The 16932-nt window shown below is 49.9% G+C and carries 17 protein-coding genes and 2 pseudogenes; 8 read left to right on the forward strand and 11 right to left on the reverse strand.

Annotated features, from left to right (window positions below):
* The first annotated feature begins 32 nt into the window (after positions 1-32).
* Both NQD60_RS08695 and NQD60_RS08700 read left to right on the forward strand, forming a co-directional pair.
* On the forward strand, positions 33-923 hold the full coding sequence (locus NQD60_RS08695) for a BadF/BadG/BcrA/BcrD ATPase family protein (protein ID WP_257101306.1): 891 nt from the start codon (positions 33-35) through the stop codon (positions 921-923).
* A 56-nt stretch (positions 924-979) separates the two neighbouring features.
* A complete protein-coding gene (locus NQD60_RS08700) occupies positions 980-1270 on the forward strand; it encodes an H-NS family nucleoid-associated regulatory protein (protein ID WP_223692656.1) in 291 nt (96 codons plus the stop codon).
* A 29-nt stretch (positions 1271-1299) separates the two neighbouring features.
* Here the strand turns inward: NQD60_RS08700 and NQD60_RS08705 are convergent.
* The 5 genes and pseudogenes from NQD60_RS08705 to NQD60_RS08725 all read right to left on the reverse strand — a co-directional run.
* Positions 1300-1566, reverse strand: a pseudogene (locus tag NQD60_RS08705) (NAD(P)-dependent oxidoreductase); the annotation flags it as partial.
* A gap of 50 nt (positions 1567-1616) precedes the next feature.
* Entirely contained in the window at positions 1617-3368 is a 1752-nt protein-coding gene (ptsP, locus tag NQD60_RS08710) for a phosphoenolpyruvate--protein phosphotransferase (RefSeq protein WP_257100501.1), read from the reverse strand.
* A gap of 55 nt (positions 3369-3423) precedes the next feature.
* A complete protein-coding gene (locus tag NQD60_RS08715; protein WP_223692660.1) occupies positions 3424-3693 on the reverse strand; it encodes an HPr family phosphocarrier protein in 270 nt (89 codons plus the stop codon).
* Positions 3665-4135, reverse strand: a complete 471-nt coding sequence (locus NQD60_RS08720; protein ID WP_257100502.1) for a PTS sugar transporter subunit IIA — start codon at positions 4133-4135, stop codon at positions 3665-3667. The genes NQD60_RS08715 and NQD60_RS08720 overlap by 29 nt, the downstream gene beginning before the upstream one ends.
* 119 nt (positions 4136-4254) lie before the next feature.
* A complete protein-coding gene (locus NQD60_RS08725; RefSeq protein ID WP_257100503.1) occupies positions 4255-4593 on the reverse strand; it encodes a P-II family nitrogen regulator in 339 nt (112 codons plus the stop codon).
* A gap of 244 nt (positions 4594-4837) precedes the next feature.
* Between NQD60_RS08725 and NQD60_RS08730 the strand changes: the two genes are divergently transcribed.
* The 5 genes from NQD60_RS08730 to NQD60_RS08750 all read left to right on the forward strand — a co-directional run bounded on the left by NQD60_RS08730 (position 4838) and on the right by NQD60_RS08750 (position 9733).
* Positions 4838-5089, forward strand: coding sequence for an accessory factor UbiK family protein (locus NQD60_RS08730; RefSeq protein ID WP_223692667.1), 252 nt, complete (start codon positions 4838-4840; stop codon positions 5087-5089).
* A gap of 21 nt (positions 5090-5110) precedes the next feature.
* Entirely contained in the window at positions 5111-6646 is a 1536-nt protein-coding gene (locus NQD60_RS08735) for a YifB family Mg chelatase-like AAA ATPase (protein WP_257100504.1), read from the forward strand.
* 59 nt (positions 6647-6705) lie between these two features.
* A complete protein-coding gene (locus tag NQD60_RS08740) occupies positions 6706-7251 on the forward strand; it encodes a TlpA disulfide reductase family protein (protein ID WP_257100505.1) in 546 nt (181 codons plus the stop codon).
* A 210-nt stretch (positions 7252-7461) separates the two neighbouring features.
* Positions 7462-8511, forward strand: a complete 1050-nt coding sequence (locus NQD60_RS08745) for an N-acetylmuramoyl-L-alanine amidase (protein WP_257100506.1) — start codon at positions 7462-7464, stop codon at positions 8509-8511.
* 58 nt (positions 8512-8569) lie between these two features.
* Positions 8570-9733: a Fic family protein gene (locus tag NQD60_RS08750; RefSeq protein ID WP_257100507.1), complete on the forward strand. Its 1164-nt coding sequence runs from the start codon at positions 8570-8572 to the stop codon at positions 9731-9733.
* Between the two features lie 19 nt (positions 9734-9752).
* On the opposite strand, the gene NQD60_RS08755 is transcribed toward NQD60_RS08750, so the two are convergent.
* Positions 9753-10637: a ferritin-like domain-containing protein gene (locus tag NQD60_RS08755; protein ID WP_257100508.1), complete on the reverse strand. Its 885-nt coding sequence runs from the start codon at positions 10635-10637 to the stop codon at positions 9753-9755.
* Positions 10638-10979: 342 nt separating this feature from the next.
* Between NQD60_RS08755 and NQD60_RS08760 the strand changes: the two genes are divergently transcribed.
* Positions 10980-11237 carry a DUF3567 domain-containing protein gene (locus tag NQD60_RS08760; protein ID WP_223692689.1) on the forward strand — a complete coding sequence of 86 codons (258 nt, stop codon included), beginning with the start codon at positions 10980-10982 and terminating at the stop codon, positions 11235-11237.
* A 64-nt stretch (positions 11238-11301) separates the two neighbouring features.
* On the opposite strand, the pseudogene can reads toward NQD60_RS08760, so the two are convergent.
* From can to argS, 5 genes and pseudogenes are all read right to left on the reverse strand, one after another.
* Positions 11302-11973 (reverse strand): annotated as a pseudogene (gene can, locus NQD60_RS08765) (carbonate dehydratase); the annotation flags it as partial.
* 47 nt (positions 11974-12020) lie between these two features.
* On the reverse strand, positions 12021-13634 hold the full coding sequence (locus tag NQD60_RS08770) for an ABC transporter substrate-binding protein (protein ID WP_257100509.1): 1614 nt from the start codon (positions 13632-13634) through the stop codon (positions 12021-12023).
* Between the two features lie 87 nt (positions 13635-13721).
* Positions 13722-14360 carry a thiol:disulfide interchange protein DsbA/DsbL gene (locus tag NQD60_RS08775; RefSeq protein WP_257100510.1) on the reverse strand — a complete coding sequence of 213 codons (639 nt, stop codon included), beginning with the start codon at positions 14358-14360 and terminating at the stop codon, positions 13722-13724.
* Between the two features lie 60 nt (positions 14361-14420).
* Complete coding sequence (locus NQD60_RS08780) at positions 14421-15038, reverse strand: SPOR domain-containing protein (RefSeq protein WP_257100511.1); 618 nt, start codon at positions 15036-15038, stop codon at positions 14421-14423.
* A gap of 59 nt (positions 15039-15097) precedes the next feature.
* Positions 15098-16864 carry an arginine--tRNA ligase gene (gene argS, locus NQD60_RS08785; RefSeq protein ID WP_257101307.1) on the reverse strand — a complete coding sequence of 589 codons (1767 nt, stop codon included), beginning with the start codon at positions 16862-16864 and terminating at the stop codon, positions 15098-15100.
* Positions 16865-16932 lie beyond the last annotated feature (68 nt).

Here is a 16932-nt window from a genome sequence, read left to right on the forward strand (position 1 = left end):
GGATAATGCCGGGCATGACTTCATCCGAAACCTTGAATGCACCGTCTTATTTAATTGGGATTGATGGCGGCGGCACCGGCACGCGGGTACTGTTAGCCGATGTACATAGTACGATCCTCGCCCAAGCGAATGGGGGGCCTTCGGCCCTTGGGCTAGGGGTTCATGCTGCCTGGCAGGAGGTGACGGCACTGTGCACCGCCGCCTTTAACCAAATCGGCCAACCCCTTAACTGGACTCAATGCGCATTAGGCTGTGGTCTAGCCGGAGTTGACAATCCGGAGTGGCGCACCCAGTTCATCGCACAAGCGCCTGTATGCCAAGCGCTTACGGTTGAAACAGACGGTTATACAACCCTACTTGGCGCCCATAGCGGTCAGCCTGGTGTGATTATCGCCCTCGGCACTGGTAGTGTAGGCGTCGTCCTCAATGCGCAGGGCAAGCGCAAAATAATAGGCGGTTATGGCTTTCCTTCCGGCGATGAAGCCAGTGGCGCAGCATTAGGTTTACGGCTTGCGCAACACGCTCAACACGCATTGGACGCGCGTACCGCCCGCGATGCATTTGCGGCCGCGATCCTGAGCGCGATTGGCGTAGATGACCGGGAGAGTATGCTCACCTGGTTAGGCAATGCCAAGCAAACGCAATACGCATCGCTGGCGCCACTGGTTTTTACTCACGCCAACCACTCATTTGCACAAACGCTGCTGATCAGTGCTGGCGATGAAATCGCCAAGATGATAGAGGCGCTTGACCCAACCGGTACTTTACCCGTTGCGCTATGCGGCGGACTGGCAGCTGCCTTTGCCCCATATGTACCCATCACCCACAGCGCGCGTTTACGGCCCGCGCAAGGCAATTCCGCACAAGGCGCATTACGGCTCGCATTATGTACGATTAGTACTGATTTTCACTTTTTTAAATAATCTTTTTGTGAGATCATTTATACTCTATTTTTATTTAATATAAGGGAAAGCAAGAGATGCCCACTTATCAGGCTCTACAACTTCAAATTGAGCAATTGCAAGCACAAGCGCAAGAAGCCCGGAAAAGGGAATTGACTGCTGTTATCGCTGAGATCAAGCAGAAAATAATCGATTATGATTTAAACCTTTCAGATCTAGGACTCACAAGTTCTAAGCGAACCCAAGCCGGTGCCAAAGCGCCACTACCCCCTAAATATAAAAATCCACGCACAGGCCAGACCTGGAGCGGCCGTGGTAAGCCACCCAATTGGATTGCCGGTAAAAATAAAGAGAAATTCCTGCTTTAATTTTTTTAAATACACTAGAGCGGTATCCATTATGCACGTGCAATTGCAGGTGTAATGGATACATGCTTGCCTCGCAAATGACGGTGATTTGACGATAAAGCCTCCGGATTAACGACATGATAGATGCCGCCTTTTAGATAAGCTAAGATATTCTCAAACGCCGCCCGAAAATACATTTCATAACTTTCACGTTCTACATAACCGATATGTGGCGTGCAAATCACGTTTTTCATACGCAGTAAATTGTAGCCTTGTAAAATTGGCTCGCTCTCATAAACATCAATCGCAGCCATGCCAAGGCGGCCCTTCATCAGCGTGGTGATTTACCCGACCGCCCCCACAAGCGTTACACTTGCGCTAATCGCCGTAGTGCCGCTTGCAGCTCTGCCGGCTCATAGGCTGCCAGGACTTCTTGCACAGCGATTTCAAGCGTCGGCAGATGGGCGCGCAAGATCTCTTGTTTAACCACAAGTAGCTGGCCAGGATGGGTTGAAAATTCAGTTAAGCCCATACCCAGCAATAAACGGGTAAACGCAGGATCACCCGCCATTTCACCGCACACTGACACTGAGACACCAGCTTGCTTTGCTTGCCGCAAAGTATGCGCAATTAAATGCAAGACCGCAGGGTGCAGGGGGTCATACAAATGGGCAACCGCACTGTCAGAACGGTCAATCGCCAGCGTATATTGAATCAGATCATTCGTGCCAATTGACAAAAAATCAAAATGCTTTAAAAAAAGCTGGGCAGCAAGTGCCGCCGCCGGAATTTCGATCATGGCGCCAAGCTTAAGTTCTGAACTATAAACCAGCCCGGCGTCATCGCATTGGCCCTTGGCTTGTTCAAGTAAATCGAGCGTTTGAGCGATCTCTTGCGCATGCGCCAACATCGGGATGAGTAATCTCACCGGCCCAAAAGCCGAGGCCCGTAAAATAGCGCGCAACTGGGTCAGAAACATCTGTGGCTCGGATAAACTCCAACGAATTGCACGTAGACCGAGCGCCGGATTAACCGTATCCTCAACCTCGCGCATATCAAGCGATTTATCCGCGCCCACATCAATGGTACGAATGGTGACAGGCAAGCCTTTCATCGCCTCAATCACCCGCCGATAGGCATCAAATTGCTCTTCTTCATCGGGTAGCGCATGCTGACTATGCATGTACAAAAACTCGGTCCGAAAAAGGCCAATGCCCACCACCCCCGCAGCCAGTGCGGCGCCTGCATCCTCAGGGAGTTCAATATTTGCATAAAGTCCGATCGGCGTGCCATCTAGGGTTTGCGTCGGCGAGAATTTAAGTCTTTGTAGCTTGCGTTGCTCCAGCGTTTTTTCGCTTTGCCGATAGATATATTCTTCCAGCACAATCGGCGGAGGGTCAACAATGACCACGCCTCGCTCGCCATCTACAATGATCAGATCATCTTGGCGAATCAAAGAACTGGCCTGTTGCACGCCAATCGCGGCCGGAATGCCTAAGCTGCGCGCCATAATTGCCGTATGCGAAGTCCGCCCACCCGAATCTGTCACAAAGCCATGAAAAACTTGGGTTTTAAATTGCAGCATGTCGGCCGGTGCGATATCGTGCGCCACAATAATCATTTCACCATGGTCAGCCGTGCTGGCTGCTTTATCGGCGATCGCCGCCACGGCAAAGGATGAGCCCGCCAGGGCTTTTAATACACGCTCGACAACCTGTTCAACATCCGCCTTACGCTCACGTAGGTATTCATCTTCAATCTCATCGAAATGACGGCCCAAACGCTCAAGCTGCTCAATCAATGCCCATTCGGCGTTGTAGTGGCGGGTACGAATCAAATCAACGGTGGCTTCGGCCAGCATTGCATCACGCAAAATCAATGAGTGCAGATTGACGAATGCACTCATTTCGCTCGGCGCATCTGGCGGCAATTCTGCACATAAAATCTCGAGCTCGCGCTGGGCCGCATCTTGCGCGGCGCAAAAGCGCGCGACTTCAGCCTCGAGCTGGTCCGGATCAATAAAATAGTGATCGACCTCAAGCGCGGTGGCCGCTATCAGATAAGCCCGTCCGATCGCGATACCGCTGGATATAGGAATTCCATGCAGCATAAAAGACACGCGAATCTCCTAAGGTAAGCTTTTTGTTTTGATTTGCAAACGATTTAACAACCGCCTACCCCCCTTCACCAAACTTATCCGCGACCAGCGCTAGCAGCGCTGCCATTGCCTCGGCTTCATCCACCCCGTCTGCTTCAATTAATACGGTACTACCGATGCCAGCCGCCAACATCATGACGCCCATAATGCTCTTAGCATTAATCCGGCGACCGTTACGCGTCATCCAGATTTGACATTGGTAACGCGCAGCAAGTTGCGTCAGTTTGGCAGAAGCGCGTGCGTGCAGGCCCAGTTTATTAACAATGGTGGTTTCTTGTTGCAGCATGGTACTCCGGTTGGTAAAACTCAGATAAAGATGAAGTGGGCGGTAAAGGACCTGAGGGAATAGTGATCGCTTGAATACCTTTTGCGCCACCCGCTAGTGCTTTCTCAGCCAGCTGATCAAGCGGGGTTGTACGATAGCAAACAGCCCGTACCAGCATCGGTAAATTAACCCCGGCCAGCACCCGCACCTGGGGCAGGGGGATCAATTGACTCGCAATATTGGCAGGCGTTGCCCCGAAAAGATCAGTCAGCACCAGCGCGCCATTATCTTTGATTAAGCAAGACAGTTCATTGCGCGCCGCGGCAAGTAGCTCTGCTGGATCGCTATCGGGGACAACATCAATCGCCCCAATGCGCGTCGGCAGCTCACCATAAATATGCGACAGACAGCATTTTAAAGCGCCCGCGAGCGGAGCATGTGCGATGATTAGAATACCTGCCATATCAGCCTAAAGTAGAAGACTCTATGACTATGCAATGCTGTAGTCGAGTACAAAATACCATTTATAACCAGCCTAGCATATACTAATATACGCATGATAATGCACTTTGTTGCGAATACTTAAAGGGCATTCGTGCCCGTCTCGCCAGTGCGAATCCGGATTGCTTGTTCGATCGGCGCCACAAAAATTTTGCCATCACCAATTTTTCCTGTGCGTGCCGTGTGCTCAATGGCGTCAATCACCTGCTCAACGAGTTCTTTCGGCACGGCAATCTCAATTTTGACTTTCGGCAAAAAATCGATCACATATTCAGCGCCACGATATAATTCCGTATGCCCTTTCTGTCGGCCAAAACCTTTAACTTCGGTCACGGTGATCCCAGAAATACCAATTTCTGACAAGGCCTCACGCACTTCATCGAGTTTAAATGGCTTGATGATTGCGGTAATCCATTTCATTAAAAACTCCGTCAAAAACCAAAAAAATATTTATCCAGCCTAAATGGCTAATTCGTACCCAATAGACTTAAGTATACGAGGCATTCATGCTACAGTCGTCTTATCTAAGCGTGATGTATCTGCATCACGCCGATACCGAGCAGTGACTAGTATGGCATATCATTCATTTCCATAGCGCAGTCATTGCATCGTTCATATTTCCTTTTTTACGCACAGCCTCTGTGCATTGCTCCGAGGTCACACTATGAAACCTAGCGAACTCTTTCAAGACTTGCAGGCGAAAATTTCTGATTTACTTAAAAATTCACCCGTCAAAGATATTGAACACAATCTGAAAGCCATGCTCACGCAAGGCTTTGCTAAACTAGACCTGGTCACTCGTGAAGAGTTTGATATTCAGACACAAGTCCTCGCCCGCACCCGAGCAATGCTTGAAGAGCTTGAGTTGCGCGTGGCTCAGCTTGAGCGCGAGCTCAATTTGTCTAAAACGGATTAAACGAGTATCTGGAAATAAGGTATGTCGCTTGCCGTGGTTCACAGCCGCGCACTCACGGCGGCAAGCGCACCTGAAGTCACCGTTGAAGTCCATTTGGCCAATGGATTGCCCTCATTTTCTATTGTCGGCTTGCCCGAACTTGAAGTGCGTGAAAGCCGAGAGCGGGTGCGCGCAGCACTGCAAAACTCTGGTTTTACATTTCCGGTGCGCCGCATCACGGTCAATCTAGCGCCGGCTGATCTGCCCAAACAATCTGGCCACTTTGATCTACCGATTGCGCTAGGTATTTTGGTCGCTAGTGAGCAATTACCCGCCGCGGCACTACATACACACGAATTTGCCGGCGAATTATCCCTGACCGGCGCTTTGCGGCCGATGCGCGGCGCTTTTGCCATGGCATGTGGACTTGCGGCCCAAGCCGCAAAAGCTAATCCATCGCCCGCAACGCCCGTTCATCTTTACTTACCGTTAGGCTGCGCGGCTGAAGCCGCGCTCGTGCCTACGATTGCGGCTTTTGGGGCCCCTGATCTGCGCACCCTAGGCGCTCATTTAGCTGGCTTGCTGAGCCCTCCTCTGCTACCGTTTAAGCCAGTTGAGGCAATATATTCCGCCGTCCTCCCCGATATGGCAGACATTATCGGCCAAAGTGCCGCCAGACGCGCGCTTGAAGTAGCTGCAGCCGGCGCCCATCATATTTTGATGATCGGTCCGCCAGGCTCCGGAAAATCTATGCTCGCCACCCGTCTTGCCAGTATTTTGCCGCCAATGTCCAATCAAGAAGCGCTGGCCTCTGCGGCCCTATTAAGTGCCAGCGCATTAGGCTTCACACCGGCACAATGGCGCTGTCGGCCGTTTCGTGCGCCACACCATTCGGCCACGGCTACCGCCCTAGTCGGTGGCGGCAATCCGCCTCGGCCAGGAGAAATTACGCTAGCGCATCATGGCGTATTATTTCTAGATGAATTACCGGAATTTAACCGGTGCGCATTGGAAATGCTGCGAGAACCCCTAGAAACCTGCTCCATCACCCTCTCACGCGCATCGCATCAGGCTGAATTTCCTGCTGCCTGCCAATTAATCGCAGCCATGAACCCTTGTCCTTGTGGCTGGCTGGGTGACCCAAATGGACGATGTCACTGCTCGCCAGAAAATACCGCTCGCTACTGGCGCAAATTATCCGGGCCGCTGCTGGATCGCATTGACCTACACATTGAAGTGCCCGCGCTGACTCCCGCCGAATTAGCCGAACGGACTACACTATCATCTGAAGCAAGCGCCACCGTAGCCGCCCGGGTCGTCGCTGCGCGTTCGCGCCAACTCACGCGGCAACAGCAACCCAACCGATTTCTAAGCGGCCGTGAAATCGACACCCTATGCAGGCCAGACCCTGCCGGAGAAACTTTATTGCGCAGCGCAAGCTCTCGCTTTGGCTGGTCAACCCGGACTTATTACAGTGTACTCAAAGTCGCACGGACGATTGCCGATCTCGCTGACGTTAAAATGCTCGATGCTTCTCATATAGCCGAGGCCATTCAGTATCGCCGGGTATTCAAATAGGACTGGAAACTGGAAAAATGATTGTCGAGTAACAATCACTCATGCTTTACAATTTGCATATGAATATTTTTCAGCGCCTTTGTCCTCACCGCCGGCTTATCGCCTACGTTATCGCATCAGTCATCGCCACCATTCTCGGCTGCGCTGCATGGCTCGCGTTCAATTCGACCCCGCATGTGCCTCATGCGACATTTACGCTCCTTTCTGGCCAGAAAATTTCCACTGAACAGCTTACAGGCAAAGTCTATCTGGTAAATTTTTGGGCAACCAGCTGTCCTAGCTGTATCCAGGAAATGCCTACGCTCATTAGCGCCTACACTGAATTCAAAGACCAAGGGCTCGAAGTTATCGCGGTTGCAATGAGCTACGACACGCCAAGTTATGTGAAAAACTATAGTCAAACACGCCAATTACCGTTCAAAGTCGCCATTGATGATGGCAGCGCTGCGAAGAAATTTGGCAATATTCAACTCACCCCCACTACTTTTGTGATTGATAAAAATGGGCGCATTTTGAAGCGCTATATTGGTGCACTCGAAACCCACGAACTACATCAGTTACTCAAGTCAACACTCGCCCCTGCTCGCTCGAATACAGCCGGATAAATCATTGCGAAACCTCCGGCCATCTCGACTACCCTCTTAACTATCCCCGTTCGTATATTTTTTGGGGCGCACATCGTTGCGATTGACATAAGAAAGCAGAAGTATTGTCGACCATCATCATGGCGTTTCTCTCGCCTCTGACCATAAAAATAACAGTAATTATATTGGGGCGATACAAATCTCCCAGAACACTCTTTAAAAGAAATTCAAATGTTTTCTATACGCTCCGTCCAACCCGTTAAGCCGATTACAGGCGCCTGCCATCTATTGCCGGAAGCCGCTTTGGAAAAGGCATTGGCACAGCCTGAATCCGCTGCCGCGCTGGACAATACGTTATTAAAAAATGCTTTTTTAGATGCAGCAAAGAATGAGCGTTTTCAAACAGCTTATTTTAAAGAATTCGAAAAAACTGAACGATACACGTTTCGAGAGAGGCTTCGTCAAGATGAGGTCTTTCAACATTTTCTATCGCAACGTTTTAAACATGATATTGCTAATCAGCAAAAAATAAGCAAGCAGCCTGATACATTTTGGGAACAAATGAAACTTTCCCCTACGGTTAATCAAGATGAGCGCGGGTCTGTCGACATGCAAATTACCCACATCATTTTGCATCATACTGTGACTAACAGTGCAGCCAAAGCGGTGAAAATTATGGCTGATCGTAATGTGAGCTCTCATTATTTGATTGACCGTGATGGCGATTTGATATGCTTAGTTCCGGATAACTATCGAGCTTGGCATGCTGGCGTATCAAAGTGGCAAGGTGTGGAAAATGTCAATTTTTGTTCAATTGGCATCGAACTGGTTAATAATGGATTCGAACCTTTTCCAAATGAACAAATCAACAGGCTCTTGGAATTACTTGAAGATCTCAAAGATCGTCACGCTATCCCGATTGAAAATTTTATTAGCCATGCAGATATCTCACCCGGGCGGAAAGTTGATCCCAATTGGTTTTTCCCATGGGATTTGCTAGGTGACAAGGGGTTTGGATTGTGGCTGAAGCCGGAAGAGCGGCAGAGCGAACTGCCAGAGAATTTTGATACCGCCGATGCGTTAACGACACTTGGGTATCGAGTAGAGCCGCTGATGGATGCAATTCAAGCTTTCAATCTACATTACTTGGGGCACAAGGAAAAATTTGAACTTGATGAAGAGGGCAAACTCACCTTGCATAGCCTTGCCGTAAAAGTATCTGGCAGAGTTGAAGATACCGCTTTGCACGTCAAGGCCTTGAGGATCAATGATTTTGCTTAATTGACTTGCCTATGAAGCGATTACAGCCGATAATCGCTTCAATAATTGAAGCGATTAAATGATGCAAATATCTGACCTGTGGATTTGGCAACAATCCGGTTGGCCACAATTTAGCTGGCAGCAAGATAAACTTTCTCCAGCGTTAGCCCGTGCGCGGTTAGCGCAAGGCAAAATATTAGGCGCCACGCGTTTGCTCGATACCAATCTGACGCGTGAAGCGATAGCCTCTATTCTTGTTGAAGACGGTTTAACCACAAGCGCGATCGAAGGCGAACAACTCAACCTGGATGCAGTCCGTTCATCGGTAGCCCGGCACTTGGGATTGCCTACGGTTGGGTTACCCGCTCCGGCGCGCGCTGTCGACGGATTGATTGAAGTTTTACTGGACGCAACACAGCACTATAGTGCTCCGCTTACGACCGAGCGCCTGCTGGGCTGGCAAGCAGCGTTGTTTCCCAATGGTTATTCGGTACTGCATCCCGTGCGTTCTGGCGCATTGCGAGGGGATGCGCCAATGCAAGTGGTTTCAGGTCGCATCGGCCACGAACGGGTACATTTCATTGCACCACCGAGACCATGGCTAGAGTTGGAACTGGAGCGCTTTTTAACCTGGTTTAATGCCAAAGAGGCTAAGAGCGATGGCTTGATCCGTGCGGGACTCGCTCATTTGTGGTTCGTTACATTACATCCCTTTGAAGACGGCAATGGCCGGCTTGCTCGTGCCATTACTGACATGGCATTAGCGCAAGATGAACGTCAATCGATGCGATTTTTTAGCTTATCTGCACAAATTCTGCGGGAACGAGCAAATTATTACACCTACCTTGAGCGCACGCAGAGAGGCGGCCTAGATGTTACCGAGTGGTTGGTTTGGTTTTTAATACAAATTGAGGCAGCTGCCACCGCCGCACAACAATCCATCACCAACACTCTGGCTAAAGCTCAATTTTGGTTACATCATCAAGCAAACAGTCTCAATGAGCGCCAGCATAAAGTGCTCAATCGTTTGTTGGACGCTGGCCCTAAAGGGTTTGAAGGTGGCATCAACACCCGTAAGTATATAAGTTTGACTAAAACCAGCCGCGCTACAGCCTATCGCGAATTAAGCGAGTTAGTTGCAAAAGGCTGCCTTACTTCTACGGGTAAGGGAGGGCGCAGCACTAGCTACGAAATTATATATCCGTGCGACGGCTACGATCCCCACCACCCAAATGGCCGATAGGCCAGTGACTCGCCCGGCTTTAAGCAGGTTGCGGAACTTCACCCGTTGCACTACCGCTCTGAGCTTGTAAACGTAAAATGACTTCTTTGCGATACCGGTTTAATTCTTGCGCGGTTTTAAAGGTGCGATCAAAAATAAGCGATAAATTATGCAAAATTCGATCAACCACTTTATTTTCCCAATCGCCGTCAAAACGTATCTGCTCATCAAGCCAGTGCTCAAGCCATTCAGGATCAGGTAAACGCGATTGCACCGTGTCACGCGGAAAAAGCGCGCGATTCACATGCAAATTAGTCGGGTGCAAAGGTTTTTCAGTCCGGCGGGCCGACGCCATGAGCACGCCAATTTTAGCGAATGCAGCACGCGCAGTATCACCGGATTGCACCAGCGCTTTTTTCATATAGCGTAAATAGGCGCCGCCATGTCTTGCTTCATCGCGCGAAATAGTTTCATAAATGTGCTTGATGACCGGCTCAGTATGCCAACCGGCCGCACACCGATACCAGTGATTTAAGCGGATTTCACCGCAGAAATGCAACATTAGCGTTTCTAACGGCGGTGCTGGGTCAAACGGAAAGCGTACGGCATGCAACTCCTCTTCCGTAGGCAATAGTTCCGGGCGAAAACGCCGTAAATACTCCATCAGCACCAGAGAATGCTTTTGTTCTTCAAAAAACCAAATACTCATGAATGCAGAAAAATCACTGTCATGGTGGTTATCGCGCAAGAACATTTCTGTTGCAGGCAGCGCCGCCCATTCGGTAATGGCATTCATCTTAATCGTGTTAGCCTGCTCTGACGTCAATAAAGAGGCATCAAAGCGGTCCCATGGAATGTCTTTTTCCATGTCCCAACGTACGGCTTCGAGCGATTTATACAACTCGGGATAAAGCATTGTGTCCATATAGTTCATTCCTGTGTCCGCTATCTACAATGTGGCGGACGAGACTTCCTCAATTATCTTATGATAGCACGCTCTATGTCAGCTTGTTCACCGCTTTATACATACACAGTTTATAACGGAGTCAAAAAAATTCCCATCAAACTAAAACCGTTTCTTAAGCTGATCATATTCGATGTTTTATTGAGGAAATCCTCAATAATGTACATATTTTCCCCCTATTTTGGCTAAAGCGCGCTACGATAGACTGGCATAGTTTTTATAAATAGGCTGTCTATTGAATTTGATCCAAACCGCTCCATATGCGTTGAGCATCACCGAAGCGTCGGAACAAGGAGTCATACCATGCAGATGATTTATAACAGCCCAAACTATTGTATCGTTGAGTTTCCAGCACAAGTCGGCAGTTTCTCGCTGAAGGCTGGAGCATATGAAATCGTTGCGAAAAATCTACAACGTGAACTATTTATTGATGGTGAAATGGCGGCGCAATTCCGAGAAAACGTGCAAAAATTGATTGAATTACAACCCACTATTGACGAAATAGACGATTTCCTCGGTCAATTCGATAGTCTGATGACGCATCCGGTCATCCTGCACTAAAGCAGCTTGTTGCCGTTTTTCGCATGATGACGCACAACTGGCATTAGCGCCATTATTGTGAGCCAAGCGCCTCGATGCAACACGCATAAGTGGCATCAAGCGCACCCGGCTCAGACACAGTCATACCGAGGTCACGTAAGCGACCATCATGTACGCCATATACCCAGCTATGAATCATCAACGCCTGACCACGCGCCCAGGCGTCCCGCACGATGGTTGTACGGCATACGTTGACAGTTTGCTCAATTGCATTGAGCTCAATTAAACGCCGATGCCGCTCTTCGCCAGCAGGTACCTGTTCTAGCAGTTGCCGATGCTTGTCTTGGACATCTTGAATATGGCGCAACCAATTATCCGCCAGCCCCACACGTCGCTCAAAGAGCGCCGCCCCCACCCCAGAACAGCCATAATGGCCGACCACCATAATATGCTTAACTTTGAGCAGATCAACCGCAAATTGAATCACCGACAAACAATTTAAATCGGAATGAACAATCACATTCGCAATATTACGGTGGACAAATACTTCACCCGGGGGCAAACCAATAATTTGATTTGCTGGCACGCGCGAATCAGAGCAGCCAATCCATAGATATTCAGGTGTTTGCTGATCCTTTAAGCTTAAGAAATAATTGGGATTCTCAGCCAACATGCGCTTAACCCACGCACTGTTGCTATCGAACAGATGGCTAAGGGGATTGGGATGATCTTGCGCCGGATGATTGATTGTATCCATCAGAGTAGGGTCATTTTCCAATTTACGTGACATGCCAGTTGAGCGAATTAATGAATCGATACAGCATTGAAATTCTGCCGCCCGAACGGACTCACATGGTAGCCAGAAACGTTACCACGCGTCAATGCAATCACTTTGGGATGGCCAATCGGAAGCCACAGCGCTGCATCGTAGATAATTTTCTGCGCCGCAAGATACAATTGGGTACGCTGCGTTTGATCCGTCGTAGCCTTTGCCTTAGCAATCAACTTATCCAGTTCAGGCTGACAAAAACGCGCGAAGTTAGTACCCGAACGTACCGCCGCGCAGCTAAATTGTGGGGTCAAGAAATTATCTGGATCTCCATTATCGCCAGCCCAGCCCATAAATAATAGATCATGCTCGCCTTGCTTCGCCTCGCGGATCAACTCGCCCCACTCAACAATTTTGACCTGTGCCTTAATGCCAATTTTTTCAAGATCAGCCTGCAATAGCTCGGCGCCTGTTTGTGGATTTGGGTTCAGAGTGCTGCCTGTTGGACGCGTCCAAATCACCGTCTCAAAGCCCTTAGGATAGCCCGCCTCAGCAAGAAGTTGTTTGGCTCGGGCAATATTGTTCGGCCATGGTTGAAGGTTTTTCGCATAACTCCAAGTACCTGGCGGATAAGGGTTGCCGGCAGGCAAAGCCGTTCCATTAAATAGCGCATTCAGATAATTGGGGCGATCAAATGCTAAGTTGATCGCTTGACGCACTTTTTTATTATCGAGCGGTTTATGCTGGGTGTTCAAAGCGACAAAGGCGGTCATAAAACCAGGGGTTTCAATCGTTTTAACCAATTGATTTACCCCCATTGCGCTCACGTCTTGCGGCCGTGGCGACAATGAAATTTGGCACTCGCCAGCCTTCAGCCTTTGCACACGCACAGCTGGATCGGGGGTAATCGCATAAATCAGCTGGTCAACCTGCGGGCGCGCGCCCCAATACTGTGGGTTGCGGTCATAGCGGATAAGCGCATCTTTTTGATAGCTACGCAGCATGAATGGACCCGTGCCGACGGGCTCTAAATTGAAATCTGCAGTGCGGTTCGCGGTGAGCAATTGGTTTGCATAGTCGGCCGAATAGATCGAGGCAAAACCCATCGTCAATACTGACAAAAAGGTGGCATCGGGTTGATTCAACGTAAAGCGTACTGTATCTGCGTCAATTTTTTGGATGGCTTTTAGCCGCGCCGGCAATTGCAGCGATTGCGCATGTGGAAAGCCGCTGGGGCCTGCCACCTTATGCCAAGGGTTGGCCGGATTCAGCATCCGATCAAAAGTGAAAACCACATCATCCGCATTCAATGTGCGACTCGGCTTGAACGCGCCCCTGGTCTGAAAATGCACATTAGGGCGTAAATAAAAAGTGTAATTGAGTCCATCTGCACTCACATCCCATTTCTCAGCCAAGGCCGGCACGATTTTGCTGGTCACCTCGTCGAAAGCCACTAGGCCATTAAAAATAAGGTCGGCGCTTGCATTCGTGGTCACCAGCGCATTGTACTGAACAACGTCGAAACCATCAGGGCTTGCTTCCGTACAAACGGTTAAAGACTTAGAAACTGCAGATTTAGCGACAACGGTTAACGGCGCGCTCAACAATAATAAACTCGCGCAGCAAGTAGCGATCAGTTTTTGCTTCATAAAGCCTTTCTCTCTGATAATTGGCATGCGAGTGTGGCCTTACACTGGCTTCCCGTTTGCGGTTTTTTTTAACTTTTAACCGCAAACTTACATTTTTTTCGCACGAATCTGCGACACAACAAAGTCTAACACTGGCATGACCCCTTCCAGGCTATTCGTCAGCGCCGGAGAAATCTCATATTTTCCCTGCACGGCTAGCGCAGGTACGCCCGTAAGGTTGTAATCCACCATCAATTTATTGTCACGCTGTAGCTCACTTGCCGTACTGAAAGAGTTGTAGATCTCGAGGAATTTTTTCTTATCAACACCATGCTGCGCAATAAATTCTGCTTGCGCTTCGGTGGTTTGCAAATAATTCCGGTCGACATGAATGGCTTTAAAAATTTTTGGCGCCACCTGAGTCGCGACCCCGAGTGCATCAAGCGCATGATACAGCTTTTGATAAAGCGCTAGGTTTGCGTCAAACGCAATCGGCACACGCTTAAGCACAACATCAGGACCTTGCTTGCTAGCCCACGCTTCAATCAAAGGATCAAAGTCTTTGCAATGCGGACAACCGTACCAGAAAAACTCAATCACTTCGATTTTGCCTGCCGCCACACTCACTGCCTGCGGGGTTTTCAGTACTTTATAGTGTTTGCCCGCTTGCGGCACTAAAGCCGACGCAGCAGCGCTACCCACGGCAAACAGGATCAAGGCGAAGAAAACACCAAGCGATTTTTTCATATTAATCTATAACCACTATCGAGTTAAAAATACAGAAATATATCATTTAGGCAGACGCGCTCATTTATTGCTTAGTGGACGGATAATCGCCGTATCAATGCCCGCATCGGTCAGCCGCAAACGCGCCTGATTCATTTGCTCGAAGCGCGTAAACGGACCAAGGCGCACGCGATAATACAAGATGCCCGCACTCTCGTAGCGGGTTACCTTCGACTCAAAACCTTGTAAGGCAAGTTTAGCCCGTTGCTGTTCGGCATCTGCCCGTGTCTTGTATGCGCCCACTTGCAAATAATAACTGCTGTTCGCCCCGTTAGAGGCTAGCTCAGATTTATTGACAGCCTGGCCGCTGTTTAGCGCGCCGGCAGACGATGGCACTTCGACGATCTGCGGTTCGCTCATAGAGCCCGGCCTTTGCGACCCCGAGCCTGGCTCAGACGATGCCGGTGCCACTGGCTGACTAGGAGATCTACCTTGCAAGAGTCGGTTTGGATCAGCGCTGGCTTGGCTATTTAGACTCTCCGCGCTAGGTGCTGGCGCAGTCTTTGTGACAAAAGGCGTGGGCGCCCGCGTCACGTATAACGCAACCACAACCGCAATCGCCAATCCAACTGTGAGACCGAGCACGATACCCAAAAGTGTCCCCCCATTTTGCTTAGAAGAACGGCGTTGCTTTCTCATGATTCAAACAGTACCCAAGTAATTTCAAAATAAGGCCCATGATTAATGGGGTCTTTCAGCTACATTTTAGCGGGTGCGCTGACACCCAGTATAGCTAAGCCATTCGCCAATACTTGGCGGGTTGCCGCAATCAAGGCTAAACGCGCTATACGCTTAGCGTCGTCATCAACCAAAACACGCTCAGCATTGTAAAACGCATGAAACTGACCGGCGAGCTCGCGCAAATAAAAAGCCACCGCATGTGGCGCAAGTTCAGTCGCCGCGCGCGTTAGCATTTCAGGATATTCAGCCAAACACTTAAGCAACGCGTTTTCATGCGGACTGACCAGTGGCGTGACATCCGCTTGCGTCAAGGTGGTCAAATCCCCGCCCCACTGCGCCAGCACTGAGCAAATACGAGCATGTGCGTATTGCACGTAATACACCGGATTTTCATCGCTTTGCTGCAACGCAAGGTCAATATCAAATACAAACTCCGTATCCGCCTTACGAGAAACCAGAAAGAAGCGTACGGTATCGCGGCCACGCCTGATGAGGTCATCATGAGCGGCGGTTGGCAGCTTTTCTGGTGCCGCTTGGCCGCCGCCTGACCATTCGATCAAATCACGCACCGTCACGTAACTGCCTGCGCGTTTTGAGAGTTTAACCTCCTGACCGTTGCGCATTACCGTCACCATCTTGTGTAACACATAATCCGGGTAACCTTGCGGTATATTCAGCCCCAACTGCTGTAAACCCGCTCGCACTCGCGCAATCGTCCCGTGATGATCAGAACCTTGCACATTAATTACCTTATTAAAGCCGCGCTGCCATTTTGTCACATGATAAGCAACATCTGGCACAAAATACGTATAACTGCCATCGGTTTTGCGCATGACCCGGTCTTTGTCATCGCCCTCATCCGTGGTGCGTAACCAGAGCGCACCGTCGTGCTCGTACGTTTTGCCAGCCGCCACTAAAGCGGCAACCGTTTCCTCAACCCGGCCATCGCTATACAGCGATGACTCAAGATAGTATTGATCGAATTTAACCCCGAACGCCTGCAGATCCAGATCTTGTTCGCGGCGTAAATACGCCACCGCAAAACGCCGGATTGCCTCGAGGTGATTCGCATCGCCCAGCCCTGTTACCGGCTCAGCATCTTGCCTTACGACCGTAGCCCCAGCCAGATAATCGCGCGCAATTTCAGCAATATATTCGCCGTTGTAGGCCGTTTCTGGCCAATCCGCATGGGCCGGCGTCAAACCGCGGGCACGCGCTTGCACTGACAACGCAAGATTATTAATTTGCACGCCCGCATCATTGTAATAAAACTCACGATGCACCTGCCAGCCTTGCGTGCTCAGCACATTCGCCAGGACATCGCCTAGCGCTGCCTGCCGGCCATGGCCAACATGCAGCGGGCCCGTCGGATTAGCAGATACAAACTCAATCAGCACGCGCTTAACCGGCTGCTCAGCCACTGCATAGGCACACCCAAACGACGCGGTTTCATTCAGCACCGCCCGCGCCACCGCTTGCTTCGCCGCCGCCGACAACTTTAAATTGATAAAACCCGGCCCAGCAACGTCGGCCGCCTCAATCAAACCTGACGCACGCGGATGCGCACATACGCTCTCTGCGAGCTGCTGAGCAAGCTGACGTGGATTCATGCGCCATGGCTTAGCGAGCTGTAAGGCAAGATTACTCGCCACATCGCCATGGGCCGCGATCTTAGGGCGCTCGAGCGTAATCAGTAAATCTAACTCACTGGCAAATGATGGCGCTAAATTTTTGATCGCGTCAGTAAAAATGGCTTCAATAATCTGTTTTTGGGCTGGTAACATGCAAGGCAAAGAAACGTAATGCACAAATTTGCGCGGAAATAAGGATTCTAGCAGTGATACAAAGCCTT

The sequence above is a fragment of the Mycoavidus sp. SF9855 genome (assembly GCF_024582735.1).
In the GTDB taxonomy this organism is placed as follows: Bacteria; Pseudomonadota; Gammaproteobacteria; order Burkholderiales; family Burkholderiaceae; genus Mycoavidus.

Bases quoted from the DNA above. Each gene is read 5' to 3' on its own strand.
- NQD60_RS08735 (WP_257100504.1), top strand. From the start codon at position 5,111: ATGTCGCTTGCCGTGGTTCACAGCCGCGCACTCACGGCGGCAAGCGCA.
- NQD60_RS08760 (WP_223692689.1), top strand. From the start codon at position 10,980: ATGCAGATGATTTATAACAGCCCAAACTATTGTATCGTTGAGTTTCCA.
- NQD60_RS08740 (WP_257100505.1), top strand. From the start codon at position 6,706: ATGAATATTTTTCAGCGCCTTTGTCCTCACCGCCGGCTTATCGCCTAC.
- NQD60_RS08770 (WP_257100509.1), bottom strand. From the start codon at position 13,634: ATGAAGCAAAAACTGATCGCTACTTGCTGCGCGAGTTTATTATTGTTG.
- NQD60_RS08715 (WP_223692660.1), bottom strand. From the start codon at position 3,693: ATGCTGCAACAAGAAACCACCATTGTTAATAAACTGGGCCTGCACGCA.
- NQD60_RS08730 (WP_223692667.1), top strand. From the start codon at position 4,838: ATGAAACCTAGCGAACTCTTTCAAGACTTGCAGGCGAAAATTTCTGAT.
- NQD60_RS08780 (WP_257100511.1), bottom strand. From the start codon at position 15,038: ATGAGAAAGCAACGCCGTTCTTCTAAGCAAAATGGGGGGACACTTTTG.
- NQD60_RS08755 (WP_257100508.1), bottom strand. From the start codon at position 10,637: ATGGACACAATGCTTTATCCCGAGTTGTATAAATCGCTCGAAGCCGTA.
- NQD60_RS08745 (WP_257100506.1), top strand. From the start codon at position 7,462: ATGTTTTCTATACGCTCCGTCCAACCCGTTAAGCCGATTACAGGCGCC.
- argS (WP_257101307.1), bottom strand. From the start codon at position 16,864: ATGTTACCAGCCCAAAAACAGATTATTGAAGCCATTTTTACTGACGCG.
- NQD60_RS08775 (WP_257100510.1), bottom strand. From the start codon at position 14,360: ATGAAAAAATCGCTTGGTGTTTTCTTCGCCTTGATCCTGTTTGCCGTG.
- NQD60_RS08725 (WP_257100503.1), bottom strand. From the start codon at position 4,593: ATGAAATGGATTACCGCAATCATCAAGCCATTTAAACTCGATGAAGTG.
- NQD60_RS08720 (WP_257100502.1), bottom strand. From the start codon at position 4,135: ATGGCAGGTATTCTAATCATCGCACATGCTCCGCTCGCGGGCGCTTTA.
- NQD60_RS08700 (WP_223692656.1), top strand. From the start codon at position 980: ATGCCCACTTATCAGGCTCTACAACTTCAAATTGAGCAATTGCAAGCA.
- NQD60_RS08750 (WP_257100507.1), top strand. From the start codon at position 8,570: ATGATGCAAATATCTGACCTGTGGATTTGGCAACAATCCGGTTGGCCA.